This is a genomic window from Kitasatospora sp. NPDC058162 (assembly GCF_042884005.1).
GTDB lineage: Bacteria > Actinomycetota > Actinomycetes > Streptomycetales > Streptomycetaceae > Kitasatospora.
Genome location: NZ_JBHVUS010000017.1, coordinates 1 through 17,533 on the forward strand (window position 1 = coordinate 1; position 17,533 = coordinate 17,533).

At 73.3% G+C, this 17,533-nt stretch carries 17 protein-coding genes and 1 pseudogene; 9 read left to right on the forward strand and 9 right to left on the reverse strand.

Translation table 11 applies throughout. The annotated features are described in order from the left end of the window. Nucleotides 1–137: 137 nt before the first annotated feature. The 5 genes from ACFVXG_RS26755 to ACFVXG_RS26775 form a co-directional block, all read right to left on the reverse strand. Nucleotides 138–1,676 carry a cytochrome P450 gene (locus tag ACFVXG_RS26755; protein ID WP_387930972.1) on the reverse strand — a complete coding sequence of 513 codons (1,539 nt, stop codon included), beginning with the start codon at nucleotides 1,674–1,676 and terminating at the stop codon, nucleotides 138–140. 100 nt (nucleotides 1,677–1,776) lie between these two features. Beyond that, nucleotides 1,777–2,394, reverse strand: a complete 618-nt coding sequence (locus ACFVXG_RS26760; protein WP_387930973.1) for an ATP/GTP-binding protein — start codon at nucleotides 2,392–2,394, stop codon at nucleotides 1,777–1,779. After that, complete coding sequence (locus tag ACFVXG_RS26765) at nucleotides 2,375–2,734, reverse strand: DUF742 domain-containing protein (RefSeq protein WP_387930974.1); 360 nt, start codon at nucleotides 2,732–2,734, stop codon at nucleotides 2,375–2,377. The genes ACFVXG_RS26760 and ACFVXG_RS26765 overlap by 20 nt, the downstream gene beginning before the upstream one ends. Nucleotides 2,735–2,821: 87 nt before the next feature. Then, nucleotides 2,822–3,208, reverse strand: coding sequence for a roadblock/LC7 domain-containing protein (locus ACFVXG_RS26770; RefSeq protein ID WP_350510306.1), 387 nt, complete (start codon nucleotides 3,206–3,208; stop codon nucleotides 2,822–2,824). A 17-nt stretch (nucleotides 3,209–3,225) separates the two neighbouring features. After that, nucleotides 3,226–5,043: an ATP-binding protein gene (locus ACFVXG_RS26775; protein WP_387930975.1), complete on the reverse strand. Its 1,818-nt coding sequence runs from the start codon at nucleotides 5,041–5,043 to the stop codon at nucleotides 3,226–3,228. Between the two features lie 450 nt (nucleotides 5,044–5,493). On the opposite strand from ACFVXG_RS26775, the gene ACFVXG_RS26780 reads away from it, so the two are divergent. The 5 genes from ACFVXG_RS26780 to ACFVXG_RS26800 all read left to right on the forward strand — a co-directional run bounded on the left by ACFVXG_RS26780 (nucleotide 5,494) and on the right by ACFVXG_RS26800 (nucleotide 9,248). Then, nucleotides 5,494–6,429 carry a class I SAM-dependent methyltransferase gene (locus tag ACFVXG_RS26780; RefSeq protein WP_387930976.1) on the forward strand — a complete coding sequence of 312 codons (936 nt, stop codon included), beginning with the start codon at nucleotides 5,494–5,496 and terminating at the stop codon, nucleotides 6,427–6,429. Continuing rightward, the gene (locus tag ACFVXG_RS26785) at nucleotides 6,413–6,976 is read left to right on the forward strand and encodes a GNAT family N-acetyltransferase (protein ID WP_387930977.1); all 564 of its coding nucleotides are present in this window, start codon (nucleotides 6,413–6,415) and stop codon (nucleotides 6,974–6,976) included. Before ACFVXG_RS26780 ends, ACFVXG_RS26785 begins: the two co-directional genes overlap by 17 nt. A gap of 69 nt (nucleotides 6,977–7,045) precedes the next feature. Beyond that, nucleotides 7,046–7,459 carry a hypothetical protein gene (locus ACFVXG_RS26790; RefSeq protein WP_387930978.1) on the forward strand — a complete coding sequence of 138 codons (414 nt, stop codon included), beginning with the start codon at nucleotides 7,046–7,048 and terminating at the stop codon, nucleotides 7,457–7,459. Nucleotides 7,460–7,482: 23 nt separating this feature from the next. Next, nucleotides 7,483–8,643, forward strand: a complete 1,161-nt coding sequence (locus ACFVXG_RS26795) for a sensor histidine kinase (protein WP_387930979.1) — start codon at nucleotides 7,483–7,485, stop codon at nucleotides 8,641–8,643. Continuing rightward, nucleotides 8,640–9,248, forward strand: coding sequence for a response regulator (locus tag ACFVXG_RS26800; protein WP_387930980.1), 609 nt, complete (start codon nucleotides 8,640–8,642; stop codon nucleotides 9,246–9,248). The genes ACFVXG_RS26795 and ACFVXG_RS26800 overlap by 4 nt, the downstream gene beginning before the upstream one ends. A gap of 15 nt (nucleotides 9,249–9,263) precedes the next feature. Here ACFVXG_RS26800 and ACFVXG_RS26805 read toward each other — a convergent pair. After that, nucleotides 9,264–10,204, reverse strand: a pseudogene (locus ACFVXG_RS26805) (IS5 family transposase). Nucleotides 10,205–10,467: 263 nt separating this feature from the next. Here ACFVXG_RS26805 and ACFVXG_RS26810 point away from each other — a divergent pair. Genes ACFVXG_RS26810 through ACFVXG_RS26820 form a run of 3 tightly spaced genes read left to right on the forward strand, consistent with a single transcriptional unit; the run spans nucleotide 10,468 to nucleotide 12,712 of the window. After that, the gene (locus tag ACFVXG_RS26810) at nucleotides 10,468–10,935 is read left to right on the forward strand and encodes an NUDIX domain-containing protein (RefSeq protein WP_387930981.1); all 468 of its coding nucleotides are present in this window, start codon (nucleotides 10,468–10,470) and stop codon (nucleotides 10,933–10,935) included. Nucleotides 10,936–10,960: 25 nt separating this feature from the next. Next, complete coding sequence (locus ACFVXG_RS26815; RefSeq protein ID WP_387930982.1) at nucleotides 10,961–12,079, forward strand: hypothetical protein; 1,119 nt, start codon at nucleotides 10,961–10,963, stop codon at nucleotides 12,077–12,079. 60 nt (nucleotides 12,080–12,139) lie between these two features. Continuing rightward, on the forward strand, nucleotides 12,140–12,712 hold the full coding sequence (locus tag ACFVXG_RS26820; protein WP_387930983.1) for an EF-Tu/IF-2/RF-3 family GTPase: 573 nt from the start codon (nucleotides 12,140–12,142) through the stop codon (nucleotides 12,710–12,712). Between the two features lie 162 nt (nucleotides 12,713–12,874). On the opposite strand, the gene ACFVXG_RS26825 is transcribed toward ACFVXG_RS26820, so the two are convergent. Then, nucleotides 12,875–13,282: a DUF2690 domain-containing protein gene (locus ACFVXG_RS26825; protein WP_387930984.1), complete on the reverse strand. Its 408-nt coding sequence runs from the start codon at nucleotides 13,280–13,282 to the stop codon at nucleotides 12,875–12,877. 667 nt (nucleotides 13,283–13,949) lie between these two features. Further along, nucleotides 13,950–14,954, reverse strand: a complete 1,005-nt coding sequence (locus ACFVXG_RS26830; protein WP_387930985.1) for an ArsR/SmtB family transcription factor — start codon at nucleotides 14,952–14,954, stop codon at nucleotides 13,950–13,952. 211 nt (nucleotides 14,955–15,165) lie between these two features. Here ACFVXG_RS26830 and ACFVXG_RS26835 point away from each other — a divergent pair, with 211 nt between their 5' ends. Then, nucleotides 15,166–15,687, forward strand: coding sequence for a hypothetical protein (locus ACFVXG_RS26835; protein ID WP_387930986.1), 522 nt, complete (start codon nucleotides 15,166–15,168; stop codon nucleotides 15,685–15,687). Nucleotides 15,688–15,973: 286 nt separating this feature from the next. Here ACFVXG_RS26835 and ACFVXG_RS26840 read toward each other — a convergent pair whose 3' ends face one another. Continuing rightward, on the reverse strand, nucleotides 15,974–17,524 hold the full coding sequence (locus tag ACFVXG_RS26840; RefSeq protein ID WP_387930987.1) for a HEAT repeat domain-containing protein: 1,551 nt from the start codon (nucleotides 17,522–17,524) through the stop codon (nucleotides 15,974–15,976). Nucleotides 17,525–17,533 lie beyond the last annotated feature (9 nt).

Below are 17,533 nucleotides of genomic sequence, written 5' to 3' on the forward strand. Positions count from 1 at the left end.
GTTCTCACCCAACCCAGGGGCGCCCCAGCCGGGGTTGGGCCCCCGCGCGCGGCGCCCGCGGGGGCGGGGGGGGGGGGGGCGGGGGGGGGGCCCCCCCCCCCGCCCGGGGGACGTCTCCCGGGGACCAGCGTCGGGGATCAGCGCCGGAACAGGCCGGTGAGCACGTCCCACCAGCTGCGCCGCTGCGCGGGAACGGTCGCGGTCTCAGCCGGTGCCGAGGCCGATGCCGAGTCCGAGGCCGCGGTCGGTCCCGCCGCCGCTCCCGCCGCCGCTCCCGCCTCCGGTGCCGCGGCCTTGGCGGCCGCCCGCTGGGTGGCCGCCAGCGCGCGTTCGGCGAGCTCCCGGGCCTCCTCCGCCGCGCGCTCCGCCTCGGCGACCGACTCCGGGTCGGGCTCGATCTCCTGCGCGGTGAACTCCACCGGCAGCGCCGTCAGGTGGCGTGAGATCCAGGCCGAGCTCCAGGTCAACTCCTCCTCGGGGACGGCCAGTCGGAGGTCCGGGAGGAGGGTGAGCAGGATGTCGATCCCGGCCTCGGCGACGTGCCGGCCGATGTCCTGCCCGGGGCACTCGTGCGGCCCGGCCCCGAAGGACAGGTGCGAGCGGTTGCCGTAGAGCGGGGTGGCGAGGTCGGGCCGGATCGTCGGGTCGACGTTGCCGGCGGCGAGCCCGAGCAGCAGGAGGTCCCCGGCCTGGATCTGCTGGCCGCCCAGCTCGGTGTCGGCGGTGGCCCAGCGCCCGGCGACCAGGGACATCGGCGGGGAGTCCCAGAGCACCTGGTCCAGCGCCTCGCCGAGGGTCATCTGGCCGCCGGACAGGTGGGCGCGGAAGCGCGGGTCGGTGAGCACCATCTTCAGCGAGTCGGCGATCAGGTTGACGGTGGTCTCGTTGGCGGCCAGCAGCACCACCCGCAGGTGCTCCATCACCTCGTCGTCGGTCAGCCGGGCCGGGTGGGCGAGCAGCCGGCTGGTCAGGTCGTCGCCGGGGGAGTCGTGCTTGATCGCGATGGTGCGGCGCAGGCTCGCCACCACGTACTCGTTGCTGGCGATCGCCGTCTCGGTGCCCTTCATCAGGTCCCGTGCGGCGTCGACGAGTTGGGGGCCGTACTCGTCGGGCATGCCGAGCAGCTTGGTCATCACCAGCATCGGCAGGTGCTCGGCGAACTGGGTGATCAGCTCGGCCCGGCCGGTCGGCCCGACCACCTGGACCAGGTCGGTGGTGAAGCGGCGGACGTGGCGTCGGATGCCGCGCCGGTCGAAGCCGTTCAGGCCGTCCAGCAGGGCGTTGCGCAGCCGGCGGTGCTCCTCGCCGTCGGCGAACACGCAGATCGGCTGCCAGGCGACCACCGGCAGCAGCGGGGAGTCCGGCGGCACTTCGTTGTTGCGGAAGGCGCTCCACAGCCGGGAGTCGCGGGAGAACAGCGAGGGGGTGCGCATCGCGGTGATGTTGGCGGCGTGGCCGAGGATCAGCCAGGCCTGCTGGTCGCCGTGCAGCAGCACCGGGGCGACGTCGCCGTGTTCGGCGCGCAGCTTCTCGTACAGGCCCGCCGGGTCGGCCTCGGCCTCCGGGCCGTAGAGCCGGCGCAGTCCGCCGGGGCCGGTCGGCTCGATCGCGCGCCCGTGGGCGGGGCAGCCGGGCGGCGGGACGGGGACGGCGTCGTCGGGGAAGGGGGTGGTCAACAGGGTCTCCGGGTCACGAGGTTCGGAAGCGGTACGTCGGGGGTGCGGGCAGGGGATGAAGCTGGGGATGAAGCCGGGGATGGGGGCCGGGTGGCGGGCCTCAGCCGGCGGGCGGCGCGGCCAGCTCGTACAGGTAGTGCATCAGCGTCATCAGGGTGTCCCGGCTGGACTGGCGGCTGCGCGCGTCGCAGGCGACGATCGGCACCTCGGCCGGCAGGTCGAGTGCCTGGCGCAGCTCGTCGAGCTCGTAACTGGGCGCCTCGGGGAAGCCGTTGACGGCCACCACGAAGGGCACGCCGCGGTCCTCCAGGCGGCCGATCACCTCGAAGCTGACCTCCAGCCGACGGGTGTCCACCAGGACGACGGCGCCGAGCGCGCCCTCGAACAGGCCGTTCCAGAGGAACCAGAAGCGCTCCTGCCCGGGGGTGCCGAAGACGTACAGCACGAGCTTGTCGCTGATGCTGATCCGGCCGAAGTCCATGGCCACCGTGGTGGAGGTCTTGCGTTCGACCCCGGTGGGGTCGTCGACGCCGACCCCGGCCTGGGTCATGGTCTCCTCGGTGGTCAGCGGGCGGATCTCGCTGACCGCGCCGACCAGGGTGGTCTTGCCGACGCCGAAGCCGCCGACGATCACCACCTTGACCGCCGTGGTGACGGTGTCGGGCAGCAGGTCCGCGCTCGCCGGGCCGACGACCGTGTCAGAGCCGTTGAAGTCCATGGATCACCGCCTCCAGCAGGGCACGGTCGGGGAGTTCCGCCGCGGGCACGGCGGAGCGGGCCTCGATCCGCCCGTCGTCGAGCAGGTCCGCCAGCAGGACGGTGACCACGCTCGTGGGCAGTTCGAGGTAGGCGGAGACCTCCGCCACCGAGAGCGGCGAGCGGCACAGCCGCAGGATCGCCGCGTGCTCGGGCTGCATGGCGGGGGTGGGCTCCGCGAGGGAGACGATCAGGGTGACCAGGTCGAAGACGCCCGGCCCGGAGGGGCCGCTGCGGCCACGGGTGATCACGTACAGGCGATCGGGCTCGGGTCCGTCCCAGCCGCCCTGGTCGGAGGTCATGTCACTGCCTCACTGTGCTCGTTCACGTGCCCGCCCGGGCGCCGGGGGTGCCGCGCGGGGGCGCTGCCGGGGTCGTGCTCGGCCGGCTCACGCGACCGCCTCCGGGTTGCGCGGCGGGGTGGAGAGGTGCTCGCCGATCCGCTCGACCAGGTCGCGCATCTGGTGGCTGACCAGCCCGGCGTCCACCCCCTCGTCGGCGAGCACCGCGAGGTAGGCGCGGTCACCGGCCGACATCAGGTAGAAGTAGCCGCCGTCCACCTCGATGACGACCAGCTTCATCGCGCCGTTGCCGTGCGGGAACTCGTGCCCGACGGCGGCGGCCAGGCTCTGCAGCCCGGCGCAGGCGGCGGCCAGCCGGTCGGCGGTGTCCGGGTCGGCGCCGTACTGGGCGATCCGCAGGCCGTCGGCGGAGAGCACGATGACGTGGCGCACGTACGGGACGCTGTGTGCGAGGTCGTTGAGGATCCAGTCCATGTTGCTGCGGTGCGGAATCACTGCTCGCCTTTCCCTGCCGTCTCTTCACTACTGGTCTGTGCGGCCCTGTTCGGTGGGGTGGTGCTCGACCCGCTGGTGGTGCTCGACCCGGCGGCGTTCGTCCCGGTGCCGTTCGAGCCGGTGTCGTTCGGGCCGGCGGAGCCGGTGCCCTTGTAGCCCTCCATGAAGGCCTCCAGCCACAGGCCGGGTTGCTTCTTGGGGCGGGGCGCCGGGGCGGCCGGTCCGGCGGCGGGCCCCGCGGTGGGGCCGTTGGGCTGGGTGGTGCCGCGCGGGGGCGTGGCGAAGACGGCCCGGCCGGTGGGGCGGCTGCGGCGGCGCTGGGGCAGGCCGTTGGCGGTGCGCTCGGTGACGATCACCTCGTCGTCCCCGCCCGAGGCGGCGGACGGGCCCGGCCCCCAGGGGCTGGTGGAGCCGAAGGACGGCCCGATACCCGCGGACTGGCCCAGCCCGGCCGTCTGGCCGAGCCCGCTGGAGGCCCCGAGCCCGCCGGAGGCCCCGAGCCCGCTGGAGCCTGCGAGTCCGCCGCCCCCCGGCCCGCCGGCCGACCCGGCGCCGGCCGGGGCCGTCCGGGCGCCCCAGGGCCGGGCGGGGGCCGCGTGCCGGGCCTGGTTGGCCGGGAGCGGGCGCGGGCCGGAGAAGGCGCCGATGCCGTGCGCCCGCCCGGTCGGCGGGGCGGTGGTGAGCAGCTCCTGCGGCACCACCAGCACCGCGCGCACGCCGCCGTACGCGGAGCGGCGCAGCGAGACCTGGAAGCCGTACGCCTGGCAGAGCCGGCCGAGGATGGCGAAGCCCAGCCGGGGGGACTCGGTGAGGTCGTCGAAGTCCTTGGAGACCATGGCCTCGCGCATCGAGCGCTCGGCCCGGGAGCGGGCTTCGTCGGTGAGTCCGAGGCCGCCGTCCTCGACCTCGATCGCTATCCCGCTCTGCACCTCGGAGGCGCTCAGGTGGACGTGGGTGTGCGGCGGGGAGTAGCGGGTGGCGTTGTCGAGCAGCTCGGCCACGGCGTGGATCAGGGGTTCGACCGCCGGTCCGGTGACCGAGATCTGGGCGACCGGGTGGAGGTCGACCCGCTGGTACTCGAGGATCCGCGACATCCCGCCGCGCAGCACGCTGTAGAGGGCGATCGGGCGGGTCCACTGGCGGCCGGGCCGGGCACCGGAGAGGACGGCGATGGAGTCGGCGAGGCGGCCGACCAGGGCGTTGCCGTGGTCGAGGCGCAGCAGGTCGTCGAAGACGGCCGGGTCGTTGCCGTGCCGGTCCTCCATCTCCCGCAGGTCCTTGGCCTGGCGGTGGATGATCGCCTGGACCCGGCGGGCCAGGTTGACGAAGGCGCGCTCGGCGGAGTCGCGCCGGCTGACCTCGTCGTCGACGGCCTGGGCGATGCCGCGCACCACCAGTTCCAGCGAGGCGCGGAACTTCCGTGACAGCAGCGGGTTCGGGCGCTGGAAGGGCTGGAGCAGCACGTCGATGGACGAGCCGTACCGGGCGCCGCCGACCAGCCGGCGCAGCTCGCCGGTGGCCATCCGCTCGATCTCCTCCTCCTGCCCGGCCAGCTTGCGGTGCAACTCCTCGACGCGCCGGGTGTGTTCGTCGCGCAGTTCGGCGAGGGCCCGTCCGCGGCGGGCGGATTCGGCGGCCACCACGGCGACCAGCACGGTGGCCGTGGCCCCGCACCACAGCACCTGGGCCCGGGCTCCGGCCGACACCACCACCGCGGCGACCGCGACCGCCGCCGCCATCACGGCGGTGGGCAGTATCCAGCCGAGCAGGGGCGCGGGGCGCCGTCTGGCGGTTGACGATCCAGCTCGAAGCATTCGGCATCCTCAAACGATCGGAACAGAAATCGGCACGGAACAGGGGAAACGAGTGGGGACGGGCGACGACCGGATCCGGAGGCGTGGTTCGGCAGCATAGCCAAGTTCAGGACAACCCTGACCGAAACTCAAAAATACTGTCCGTCAACCGACTTGTGACAACTTGCCGGACATGACCGACATCTCGCACACCTGTCGCAGTCCGGTCGGTCGGCCCTGGCCACCAGGCTTCTCGCCCGGCCGCCCCCGCACCGGCAACCCGGCCGGGATTCGCTCATGCGAAGGGTTTCCGGCCCAAGTCGGCACGATCAGCGGAGAGTTCGTGCTAGATGCGGCTCCGGGGTGCGCCGATCACTCCTCCGGGGGACGCCACGGCGTGGCGCAACAACTGTTGCTCTGGTGGGCAATGGCTGTTGACGGCGTAGCCGTACGCTCCCTACAGTGCGGGCCATGAACGACGACGACCCCGCTCGGCGGGTGGCGGCGGACGTGGCCGGGGGCGGCGGGCTGGACGGCCTGCACCGCCTCTCCGAGGCCATCGACGCCCTGGAGGAACGGCGCACGGAACTGGTCGAGGAGCTGCGGCGCGGACGGCAGGCCACCTGGGAGGAGATCGGCCGGGCCTGCGGGATGACCCGCCAGGGCGCGACCCGCCGCTGGGCCGGCCGGCTGCGCGCCCGCTCCTTCGGCCTCGCCGCCACCGCCTACCAGCACGGCCGGCCCGGCTACCCGCAGGCCCTGATCGGCTCGGCCGTGCCGCGCGAGGCCCGCCGGGTGCTCGACCTGGGCGCCGGGACGGGCAAGCTGACCCGGCTGCTGGTCGAGGCCGGGCTGGACGTGGTCGCGGTCGAACCCGACCAGGAGATGCGCGACCAACTCGCCGCCGCCGTACCGAAGGCCGCCGTACGGGCCGGCTCGGCCGAACGCATCCCGCTGCCCGACGGCAGCGTGGACGCGGTGGTGGTGGCCCAGGCCTGGCACTGGTTCGACCAGGCGGCGGCCGTCCCGGAGATCGCCCGGGTGCTCGCCCCCGGCGGGACCCTCGCGCTGATCTGGAACGTCCGGGACGAGACCGAGCCCTGGGCCGCCGAACTCGGCGCCCTGATGCACCGGGCGGCCCCTCAGCAGCTCGACACCGCGCCCTCCCTGCCGGCCCCCTTCGGCCCCCCGGAGCGGCTGGAGATCCGCTGGGAGCACCCCACCACCCCGGCCGGCGTCCTCGCCATGGTCGCCTCGCGCAGCTACGTCATCGCCCTGCCCGAGGCCGAACGCACCCGCCTGCTGGCCGACGTCGAGCGGCTGCTCGCCACCCACCGCGGGGTGGCCGGCCGGGACGAGATCGCCATGCCCTACCTGACCAGGTGCACCCGTGTCCGCCTCGGCTGAGCCTCTGTTCGCGCCCGGGCCCGTCGTCACCGTCCGCCGCCTCGGGCTAGCGGACGCCGAACCGTACCGGGCCTTCCGGCTCACCGCCCTGCGCGAGACGCCCACCGCCTTCACCTCCGGTTACGCCGAGGAGCGGGACAAGCCGATGGCCGCCACCCTCGCCCGGCTCGCCGAGGCCGAACAGGGGCCGGGCGCCCTGCTCGGCGCCTTCGACCCGGACGGCACCCTGCTCGGCACCGCCGGACTGCGGGTCGGGCGGCGCGGCCAGGAGCGGCACAAGGCCACCCTGTACGGCATGGCGGTGGCCCGCCCGGCCGGCGGGCGCGGGGTCGGCCGCGCCCTGGTGGAGGCGGTGCTCGCGGTGGCGGCCGAGGACGGGCGGCTGCGGCAGGTGCTGCTCACCGTCTCGGAGGGCAACGAGGCGGCGCTGCGGCTCTACACCTCCTGCGGCTTCGAGGTGTGGGGCCGGGAGCCCGCGGCCGTGCTGGTGGACGGTCAGCCGGTCGCCAAGCTGCACATGATCCACCCGCTGACGGTGAGGGTCTGACAAATGTCATGGTCCGGGGGTGTGGCAGCACACTGCCGACCACCCCCGGCCGGCCGCCACGATGAAGCCATGACCACCACCGACCTGCACCACCCCGACACCCGTCGGGCCTTCCGCACCGTACGACGACTCGTCTTCGTCTACCTCGGCCTCAGCGCGCTCACCATGGTGGCCGCCGTCGCCCTGCGCTCCCACACCGACCTCATCACCCCGGCCGTGTGGGTCCGCGGCACCATCGTCCTGGTCGGCGCCGCCGTCGCCCTGCTGCTCACCGTCCGCGCGGCGCGCGGCTCCCGCGGCGCCTTCCGACGGCTGCGGATCATCTCCGGCGTCATGCTGGTCGCGATCGCTGCGATCATCGCCGTGCCGGGGGTCTTCCCGGTCTGGATGAAGATCGAACAGGGCCTGTGCGGCCTCGCCCTGGCGGGTGTGGCCGCAGTGATCAACGGACGGCAGCTGCGTACGCTGTTCGCCCGGCCCTGAGCACTGAGGAAGGAACGCACACGGTGACCGACCTCGACCGCGAGAGCACACCGGCCCCCGCCCACCGCTGGGCGGGTGGCCTGCGGCGGATACTGCTGGGCGCCGGGATGCTGGTCTTCCCCGCGCTCACCGCGATGGCCATGAGCGGCAACGTCAGCGGGTCCGCAGCGGTCGCCGGGTACGCCGTCGTCGTCGCGTTCTGCCTCTGCTACGTGCTCCTCGCGCTCGCCCTCGGCCGGGCCGGGCGCCACCGGACCCGGTGGATCGCGGCGCTGCTGGCGGTGATGACCGCCCTGTTCCTCGCCGCGCTGCCGTTCGCCCACGCCGACGCCTTCTTCCTGGCCACGGTCATCGTCTCCGTGGTCGCCGTGCTGTGGCGCAAGCACACCGTCGCCGTGGTGGCCGGCGGCACCCTGGCCGCCCTGCTGGTCCCCTGGGCGGTGCCCGCCTGGCACACCGGGCCCGGCGGCTTCCAGGCGCTGGCCCTGCTGTTCACCTCGCTCACCTGCGGCGCCTTCGCCGAGATCGCCGCCACCAACCAGGCCCTGGTGGCCGCCCGGGCCGAGGTCGCCCGCCTCGCCTCCGAGGCCGAACGCAACCGGATCGCCCGCGACCTGCACGACCTGCTCGGCCACTCGCTCACCGCGATCACCGTCAAGTCCCGCCTGGCCCAACGGCTGGCGGTCAAGGACGTGGACCAGGCGGTGGCCGAGATGACCGCCGTGGAGACGCTCTCCCGCCAGGCCCTGGCCGATGTGCGCGCCGCCGTCTCCGGCTACCGCGAGGTCACGGTGGCCGGCGAACTCGCCCGCGGCCGCGAACTGCTGCGCGCCGCCGGGGTGGTGGCCGACCTCCCCTCGGCCGCCGACGCGGTCGGCCCGGACCAGCGCGAACTCTTCGGCTGGGTGCTGCGCGAGGGCCTCACCAACGTCGTCCGGCACGCCCGGGCCGCGCGCTGCTCGGTGCTGCTGACCCCCACCTCGGTGGAGATCCGCGACGACGGCCGGGGCGGGTCCGGCGGCCCCGGCGCCGGCCTGGTCGGCAGCGGCAAGGGGCTGACCGGGCTGCGGGAACGGGTCGCGGCGGCAGGCGGTACGGTCGAGGCCGGCCCGCTCGACCCGCGCGGGTGGCGCCTGCTGGTCACCGTCCGGCCCCCCGAATCCCGCCCCGAAGGGACGACATGACGATCCGCCTGCTGCTCGCGGAGGACCAGGAGCTGGTCCGCACCGCGCTGCGCACCCTGCTCGACCTGGAGGACGACTTCGAGGTGGTCGCCGCCGTCGGACGCGGCGACCAGGTCGTCGAGGCCGCCCGCGAGCACCGGCCGGACGTCGCCCTGCTGGACATCGAGATGCCCGGACTGGACGGCCTGGCCGCCGCCGCCGTGCTCGCCCAGGAGGTGCCCGGCTGCCAGGTGGTCATCCTCACCACCTTCGGCCGGGCCGGCTACCTGCGCCGGGCCATGGAGGCGGGCGCGCTCGGCTTCGTGGTGAAGGACGCCCCGGCCGAGGTGCTGGCCGACGCCATCCGCCGGGTCGCGGCGGGGGAGCGGGTGGTGGACCCGGACCTCGCCGCCGCCACCCTCGCGGCCGGCGCCTCCCCGCTCACCGCCCGGGAACGCGACGTCCTCAACGCCACCCGCTCCGGCGCCGGAGTCGCCGAGATCGCCGGGAAGCTCTACCTCTCCGAGGGCACCGTCCGCAACTACTTCTCCTCGGCCATCGCCAAGACCGGCACCCGCAACCGCACCGAGGCCCTGCGCTTCGCCGACGAGCGCGGCTGGCTCTAGGTTCTGTCCGGGCGATCATGTGCGGAGCCAGATGGGAGGGCTGCTGCGGTGATGGTGCCGTGATAGGCGTGGCCGCGTTTTGTCGTAGCGGGTTGCGACCGCTCTGGCGTGCTTGAGCTTGTTGATGGCCCGTTCGACGGTGTTGCGTTTCCTGTGCCGCTCCTCGTCGAAGCCCGGTGGCCGCCCGCCGAGTGAGCCCTTTCGCAGTCGGGCGGCCCGGGTGTCGGTCTTCCCGGGGATCGACTGTCGGATTCCGCGTCTGCGCAGGTAGTCGCGGCACGGCCTGTTGCTGTAGGCCCTGTCGGCGGCCAGGCTGTCGGGCGTCCCGCGGGCCCTGCCCGGCCCGATCCGCAGGACGCGGACCTTCTCCGACACCGGCTCGAACTGCGTGCAGTGGGCCCGCTGCCCCGGTGTGACGACCAGGGACAGCGGGCGGCAGCGGCCGTCCGCGTTCAGGTGGACCTTGGTGGTGAACCCGCCGCGCGAGCGGCCGAGGCCGTCGCCTCCCGCGCCACCTCCGTCAGGCGGGCGACGAGGCTCTGCCACGGTGTCTCGTCCTGGTGTTCTCCCGGCCCAGCCCCCTTTGAATCAAGGGCTGGTGGCGGATCGGTGCGGGCGCCCGCCGCGTACTGGTGGGCCCGCACGATCGTGGAGTCGACGGAGACGTTCCAGTCGATGTTGTCGGTTGAGTCCGCTTCAGCCTGGACCCGATGCAGCAGCAGCTCCCAGGTCCCGTCGGCCGACCACGTCCGGTGCCGCTCGTAGACCGTCTTCCATGGACCGAACCGCTCGGGAAGGTCGCGCCGGTGAACACCGGTCCGCCCCCGGCGGCCGAGGACCGCAACTCCCGGTAGGCCAGCCGCCGCTGCTCGGACATGGCCTTCCCGGGCGCGACCGGGACGTGATCGCGCGTGGTGCCGCGTTGCCTTCGCGATGCGGTGCCACGCCCGCACCACCCGGCCACCCGACCGTGGGAGCCCGCTCTCCGTGCCTGACCTGGCTCTGCCGCCGCCCGTCGCCTCACCTCAGCACGTTCGCTTCGAAGCAGTGTTCGTTCCATCGGGTGGTTTGCGCGGGAAGCCACGACGACCGAAGCGCCCGCCTGCCAGGATCACCCCTCGCCGCCCCGCACACCCGCCGCTGACCGCGCCGAGTGAGTAGTCGACGCCCGCCGCGAGCACATCAACAGCGCCTTCCCGAAGAGGAGTTCATTGTGGCGATGACCAGCAGGCTGGCCGTCAGCGTCCTGCTTCATGACCACCGAACCGACCGGATCGCCACCGTGCACTACGGTCCGCGCAGCTGGCACCCGACGCCGGCCTGGACGCTGCCGGGTGGCAAGGTCGACCAGAACGAGAGAGTCGACCGTGCGGCGGCACGCGAACTCCTGGAGGAGACCGGCATCGTGGTGAAGCCGGCCGATCTTCGGCTCGACCGCGTCCTGCACGCCGCCCGGGGCTGGGACGGAGAGGGTGCGTACGTCCTGTTCCTGTTCGCCGCTGAACGCTGGAGCGGCGAACTGGTCAACCGCGAGCCGGACAAGCACCTCGGCGTCGTCTGGGCGCCCGCCCGCGGCCTCCCCGGGCCGATGTTCCCCAGCACCGCGGCGCTCCTGGACGCCTACCTCTGTGACGGTCCCCGCTTCCTCACCCTGGACTGGCCGGAGCCGACCCCGGCCACCAACTGACCCCGGACCCGTCCGAAGGAGCGCCGTGACCGTCCCCACCGCCACCGACGCCACGACCGCCGTGAACGCCGCCGACCCGCCGGTCTCCGACAGCGAGCGGCTCCTCTTCGGCGGACCGATGCGCTACGACTACGGCTGGGCGAAGCACGAACTCGCGGGCGCCGGGCTGTCGTTCTGGTCCATCGCCCGGCAGATGCCGCGTTTCGTCGCCCTGGCCGGCCGGATGGCCTGGAGCGCCGACCGCGCCGCGATGCTCACGCTCGTCGGCGCCGAGCTGCTGCGCGGCGTGGCCGCCGCCCTGGCCCTGATCGCGACCAACCGCGCGCTCGGCCGACTGCTCGCGCCCGGCCAGGTCTCCGACGTCCTGCACTCCGCACTGCCCGCGATCATCACGGTCGGCGTGATCGCCGCCCTGTCGGCGCTGCTGTCCACCGCCTCCAACTGGGCCTCCGGCCGCCTCGAACCGGCGGTCTTCCGGCAGGCCACCGTCGACTTCCTCGGCATCGTCGCAGGCGCCGAACTCGAAGCCATCGAGGACCCCGAATACCTGGCCGAGGTCGACAGCGCCCGCTGGGGCGCCATGTCCCTGCAGCACATCGTCGGCCGCGCCACCGCCCTCCTGACCGCGCTCTTCGCCCTCACCTCCGCGGCGGGCGTCCTGTCCGTCCTCCACCCCGCCCTGCTGCCGATGCTGCTCCTCATCGCCGCACCCCGCGGCTGGGGCGCCGTGCGCACCGCCCGCCGCCGCTACGCCTCCACCCGCGCCATGGTCCAGCACTCCCGCGCCAGCACCCTGCTCGCGGACATGCTGATCCGCCCCTGGTCCGCCGCTGAACTGCGCGTCCACGGCTGCGGCCCCTTCCTCCTCGGCCACTACGAGCAGATGGCCCGCGCCGCCGAACGGGAACAGGGCCGCCTGGCCCGCGCGAGGGCGGGCACCGACCTCCTCACCGCGACCCTGACGGGCCTCGCCACCACGGCCGCGTTCACCGTGCTCGGCTGGCTCGTCCTCGGCGGCTCGATGCCGCTCGCCGTCGCCGGCACCGCGGACGCGGTGCCGGCCTGTTCGCCATCCTGCGGTAGACCTTGTTGTCCGAGCACGCGCGGCGGGGTACCTGTCCAGCATGCGCGGGACGACCCGTGATCATTGTTAGTCTCGGGCACCTGTTCGCAACTTGCGCACGAGGCCCTCGGGGGAGCATCGGTGAGTGTCGTGGAGAAGCCGTTCCTGATGTTGGTCGAGGATGTCATCGTCCCAAGGCAGGGCAGGCTGGTCATGCCGACAGGCCGGATCGAGCGTGGGCGGGTTCGCAAGGGCGACGCGGTGGAGCTCGTCGGCTTCGGCGCCCGGGCGCTCGCTCATGTCACCGGCATCGACGCGGGCAGTCGGCTCGTCGACGAGGCGAGTGCGGGCATGAACGTGGGGCTGCTGCTGCCTGGTGCGATGGCGGGAGCAGTGGAGCGGGGGCAGATTCTCGCGGCACCGGGCTCAATCGGCGCACGCGTCGCCTTCGCCGCGGACATCACGCCGCTGCCGAAGGAACAGGGTGGGGTAGAAGTGCTCACCGGGGAGAGTCTCCACTTCTATATCCGGGTTGCCGCTGTGAGGGGCGTGGTGACGCTGCCTCGCGAAACGGATGTGCTGCAACCGCTTCACATGAGCGCGGCGACGGTCACGCTCGAACGGCCCGTCGCTCTCGAGGAGGGCCAGTCGTTCGCTTTCCGTCTCCGCGGTCGCGCCGCCGGCTCGGGAAATGTGACCCGGCTCTTGCACTGAGCCCCGTGAACGGATCCACCGCCTGCTCCGGGGGTCCCCATCCGGTGTTCCCCAACGGTCGATGCCCGCCGGGTGCGCCCACCCGCCCCCGCCGCTGCGCCCCGCACACCTACCGCGGCCCCCGTCGGGCACGTCGCTCGACGAGGGCCGCGGGACTGTTCTCTAGTACCAGTCCGTCCAGTCCTCCTCGTTGGAGGACTTGAGGTGGGCGCGGGACTTGACGTCCTTGTCGTTGAGCATCGGGGTCCAGAAGCGGCCGGTCGAGTGCCAGGTGGTGGTGTACTTGCCGTTCGCGTCGTTGTAGACCTCCAGGAAGTCGCCGGGGATCCCGGCGATGTCCCGTCCCCAGGCGGCCCGGCAGGACGGGCTGTAGCGCAGTTCCAGCGGGCCGTTCTGGGAGACGGTGATGGCGTCGTTGGCGCAGGTGGTGGCGGCCGGGTCCAGCCCGTTGCAGCCGCTGGCGTAGCAGCTGGTGGCGGCGGAGGCCGGGGCGGCGGCGAGCAGGGCCCCGGACATCGCCAGGGCCAGGGTGGCGCCGATCGTGGCGGCCTTGCGGGTGACGGAACGCACGGGGTCCTCCGAATGGTGCGGGATCTGGGTCAGCGCTCCCACTCTCGGGCCCCGCGTCACCGTCCCTCTAGCGTCCCGGTTTCCCAGGGACGCTCAGGCCCGTCCCACCGGGACGCGGCGGGCTCCGGCCCGGGCGCCCACGCCGGGCAGCTCGCTGACGGTGCCGCGCCGGCCGGCGAGAACGGCCGCTACCGCGCCGGCGGGCGGGCACACCACGAGCCGCGGCCCTCGGACCCGCGCCGCTGGGACTGCGCTGGGCGACACCCCTGACTCCGTCCGGACCAACACCGGCGGCCCCGCGCCCCGCGCCCGTACACACTGAGCGGGCCGGTCCGCGTCCGAACCCCCGAGCGGACAGCGGACCGGCCCCGGCCGAGGCGTCAGTGCCAGGTCACCTCGATGTGCTGCACCAGGAACGCCAGCGCGGTGAGGAGCGCCCCGGCGCCGGTGTTCGACAGCACCGAGCCGAGCATCCGGCCCGGATCGCGCCAGGCCGGCCGCTGCGGCTACTGCTCCGGGGACGGCGCGGCGGCCCCGTCTGCGGGCAGCGCCGTGCCGCGGGATGCAGGTGATGCCCTTACGGCGAGAGCCGCTCACGGTCCACCAGCCGGGCCCCACCCCGGCCAATGGGGCCCTGACGTCGCGTCCTCGCGCGGTCGCCCGCTGGTCACGAGCCGGTCGAGCGCGGGGCGGCCAGCAGATCGGCGGCCCGGGCAGTCTGCCGGTACAGGACGTGCTGCCCGGTGCGGGTACGGGTGACCAGTGCGGTGCGGTGCAGGATGCCGAGGTGGTAGGAGACGGTGCTGGCGGCGAGGAAGTGGCGCTCGCTCAACTCCGCGGTGGTGCGGGCGGTGTGCAGGTCGGACAGGAGGCGTGCGCGGGTCACCCCGAGCAGGGCGTCCACCGTCGGCCCGGGGCTGGGATCCGGTCCTGGCCGGCAGGGGTAGGCGAACATGGGCTGGCGCGTGGCGGGTGCCGGTATCGAGTCGATGACGATGCGCAGGTCGGTGGTGGTGAACACCGAGGGGGTCAGGACGAGGCCGGTGCCGGCGGGGACGCGGCCGTGGAAGCGGCTGACCAGGCTCAGCCGGTCCTTGCTCCAGAGCACCCTGGGGTGCAGGCCGGCCAGCATGCCGGACAGGCCGTCGCGGGCGATGGTCCGGGCCCGGTGGGTGATGTCCTCCTCCATGCGGGTGCGCAGGGCCGTCCACTGCGGGGCGAGGGCCGACTCCCACAGCCGGTGCAGCTCCGCCGCCACCCGCTCGGCGAAGTCCCGCTCGCCCCGGTCCAGGGCGTCGCGAAGGACCACCGGGGTCACCCGGCCTGCCAGGCGCTCCTCGCCGACTCCCTGGGCCATGGTCCGCAGTTCCCAGTGCAGACGGGCGGAGGCGGTGGTGGCGACCGTGTGCAGCTCCTCCGGCAACGCGCTCTCCGGGGCCTGTGGCTGCGGTGTCAGGAAGTCCGGCACGTAGTCCCACGAACCGCTGAACATCGAGCCCAGCAGAGCGAGCTTCTGGTCGCGGACCGCCTCCTGGACCCTGCCCCGCCAACCCCCGCCGCCCGGCGGCGCGTCGTTGCGCAGCAATGCGAGGGCGCCGACCACGGTGCTGAGCGGAGAGATCGCGAACCGGGTGTTCGCGAGTACCGCGCGGTCCATATCGAGGTAGAGCACGACACCCCCGAGGTCGGCTGTCGGCCAGCCGAGCGGCCGGCGTCATGGGTCTTCGAACCTGATCGAATCACTCGAGGGGCAGGCCCGTCAGCCGGTTCCCTTGAGCGCGGGACGGACAGCACGAAGCCAACCGCGGCCACCGCCGTCCGTCCCACCGGCCGACGGCCGAGCAGACAACGCTCCAGCACAGTCGAAGAAGGGACACCCTCCGATGCGCCTTCGCGCAATCGCCGCCACCGCGGCCGCAGTCGCAACCCTCGTACTCGGCCCCGTCGCCGCCGGCCCGGCGCACGCCGCTCCCGCGTCCTGCAGCGGCTGGATCGATGTCGGCAACTCCGGCCCGTACATGTACGGGGGTACGTACGCCGGCTACGTCGTCCAGCAGTACGACACCTGCAACGGCTACGTGGGGGCCCGCTGGCACTGGGACTCCAACTTCTACGGCTACGCCTCCCAGCACGGGTTCACGGTCAAGCTGTACGTCGGCTCGCCCTACCCGGGCGGGTGGACGTACCCCGACTACGACAGGGGCGCCTCCTGGGGCCAGGACGTCGACTACAACCCCCCTATCGACCACGCTCCGTCCGGCCTCAGCGAGGACATCTGGCGAGCGGGCGCGGAGATCAACGACAGCACCTGTGTGGAGTGGGGTTCCCTGCACAACTACGCGAACGGGGGCGAGACGGACCCCTCTCCCCAGGGCGGCTGCAACGACCGCTGGGCCCCGATGTAAGCCGGGTGACCGCCGGGTACTGACGACCGCGAGGTCTCCCGGGCACTGAAGCCGGGTCTGCGGTGGTACGGACAACAGGCCCACGATGATGCGCGAAGGAGGTGGTGTCACCGAAGCGGTGACACCACCTCTTCCCGTCGCGTACCGCTACTCGGTCAGCTCGTCGACGAGCTGCCAGGCCAGCTGGGTACCGGCTGCCTCAAAGCCCTGCCGGATGTTGTCCAACGCACTGTGGATCTCTGCCCAGGACTGCTCGCCTACGGGGGAGCACTTGGTGCGCGGCCCGTCAGCGACCGGGTCGGCACTTGTTGATCACGCCGGACACCCTGGACAAGAAGCCAGTTTGCCTTGGGAGCAACGGCACCCCGATCAGCGTCTCCGGCGTCGCCGGCAGGCTGGCGTGGACCGCACCTTCCTGTACCGACACCGTGACCTGCTCGCCCTGGTCCACGCCGCGGAACTCCAGCCCGCAGGCCAAGACCCGGTCGACTCGCTGGTCAGCCGCGTCCGACCGGCCCTCCGCTCGCAGCCTGAGCGCCCCGCCCGGAGCGCTCAGGCTGCGGCCGTACTCGGTGAGAGCGAGTACGCCGGTGCCCCGAACCGGTGTGTCCGCATCGACCGACCGGGGGTCCAGGCTCAGTTCACCGGCAAGGCCGGGCGCCAGGTCGAGTAGTTCCCAGGTCCATTCGTCGTCTTCCTCCTCGGTGTCCACGTGGCCTCCTGCCAGCGCAGGCAGTCCGAGGGCTGCGCGCCGCTGCTGCTCGTAGGCGAGCGGAACCCCCAGCTCCAAGTGCTGCATGTCCTCGCCGGGTATGTAGGCGAAGCGCCGCACGATCGTGCCCTGCTCGGCGACCAGGACCGCCGATCCGTCGTGCTGGTCGCTGTGCCAGTAGGCCTGGGCTCGCCCGTACCGGGCACTCAGGCGTGCACACGCCTCCAGGACCTCGGCCGCGCGCTCGGCGGAGCTCGGGTCGCACCATGATCCGACCACCAGAGTCCAACCCGCGAGCTCAGGGGTGACGAACACGCGGCGGTACTGATCGAGCGGGTTCTCGTCCAGGCCGGCGTGACTGTCGCAGTCGGCGGCGTACACACCGGCGGCGAACGGCACCGGACGCGGCGCGGACAGACCGAGCAACTCCATCACCCCGCCCTGGTCACCCGTGCTCACCGCGATCCACGACAGGAAGCAGCAGGCTATGGATGCAGGCACGTCGTCGGGCAGCTTGATCCGCACCAGCCTCTCCAACGCCGCCAGGTCGCGAGCGCTCATCACCGCCTCACCGCCGATCTCCGCCAGTGCCTCCAGAGCGCCCGCACGCGCGGCGCCGGGGCCACCGCAACGCACAGCCTGCAGTAGCGGCACCACAACCGCACCCCACGACGAGAACGACCGCACGGCCGTCCGCCGCACCTCCGCGTCCGGGTCACCCAGCAACGGCACCACACGCTCCGCAAGGAGCACCCCGTCGGCCCCGCACTTGCAGATGGCCATGACCGCCGCGCGACGCACTACCGGGTCCTCATGCGTCAACGCGCCGGTGTAGCCGTCCAGTGCCACCGCCCCGAGGCCGGTGAACACCCGAAGCGCCCGCCAGTACGCCTGCCCCGGAGCCACGCTCCGCAGAACGTCCAGCACCGGCCGAAACGCCGAGAGGCCTGTACGGCGAAGGACACCCAGCACAGCGGCCTCGCTCACCGGTGAAGCAGCGTCGCCGAGGTGCTCCATCAGGGCTGGCAGGGCTGCCGGGCCGAGCGAGGCCAGAGCGTCTTCGGCGGCATGCCGGTCAGCCTCGTCAGGAGCTGCGAGGTCCAGAACGAGCTGGTGGATGGTCATGGGCGAACG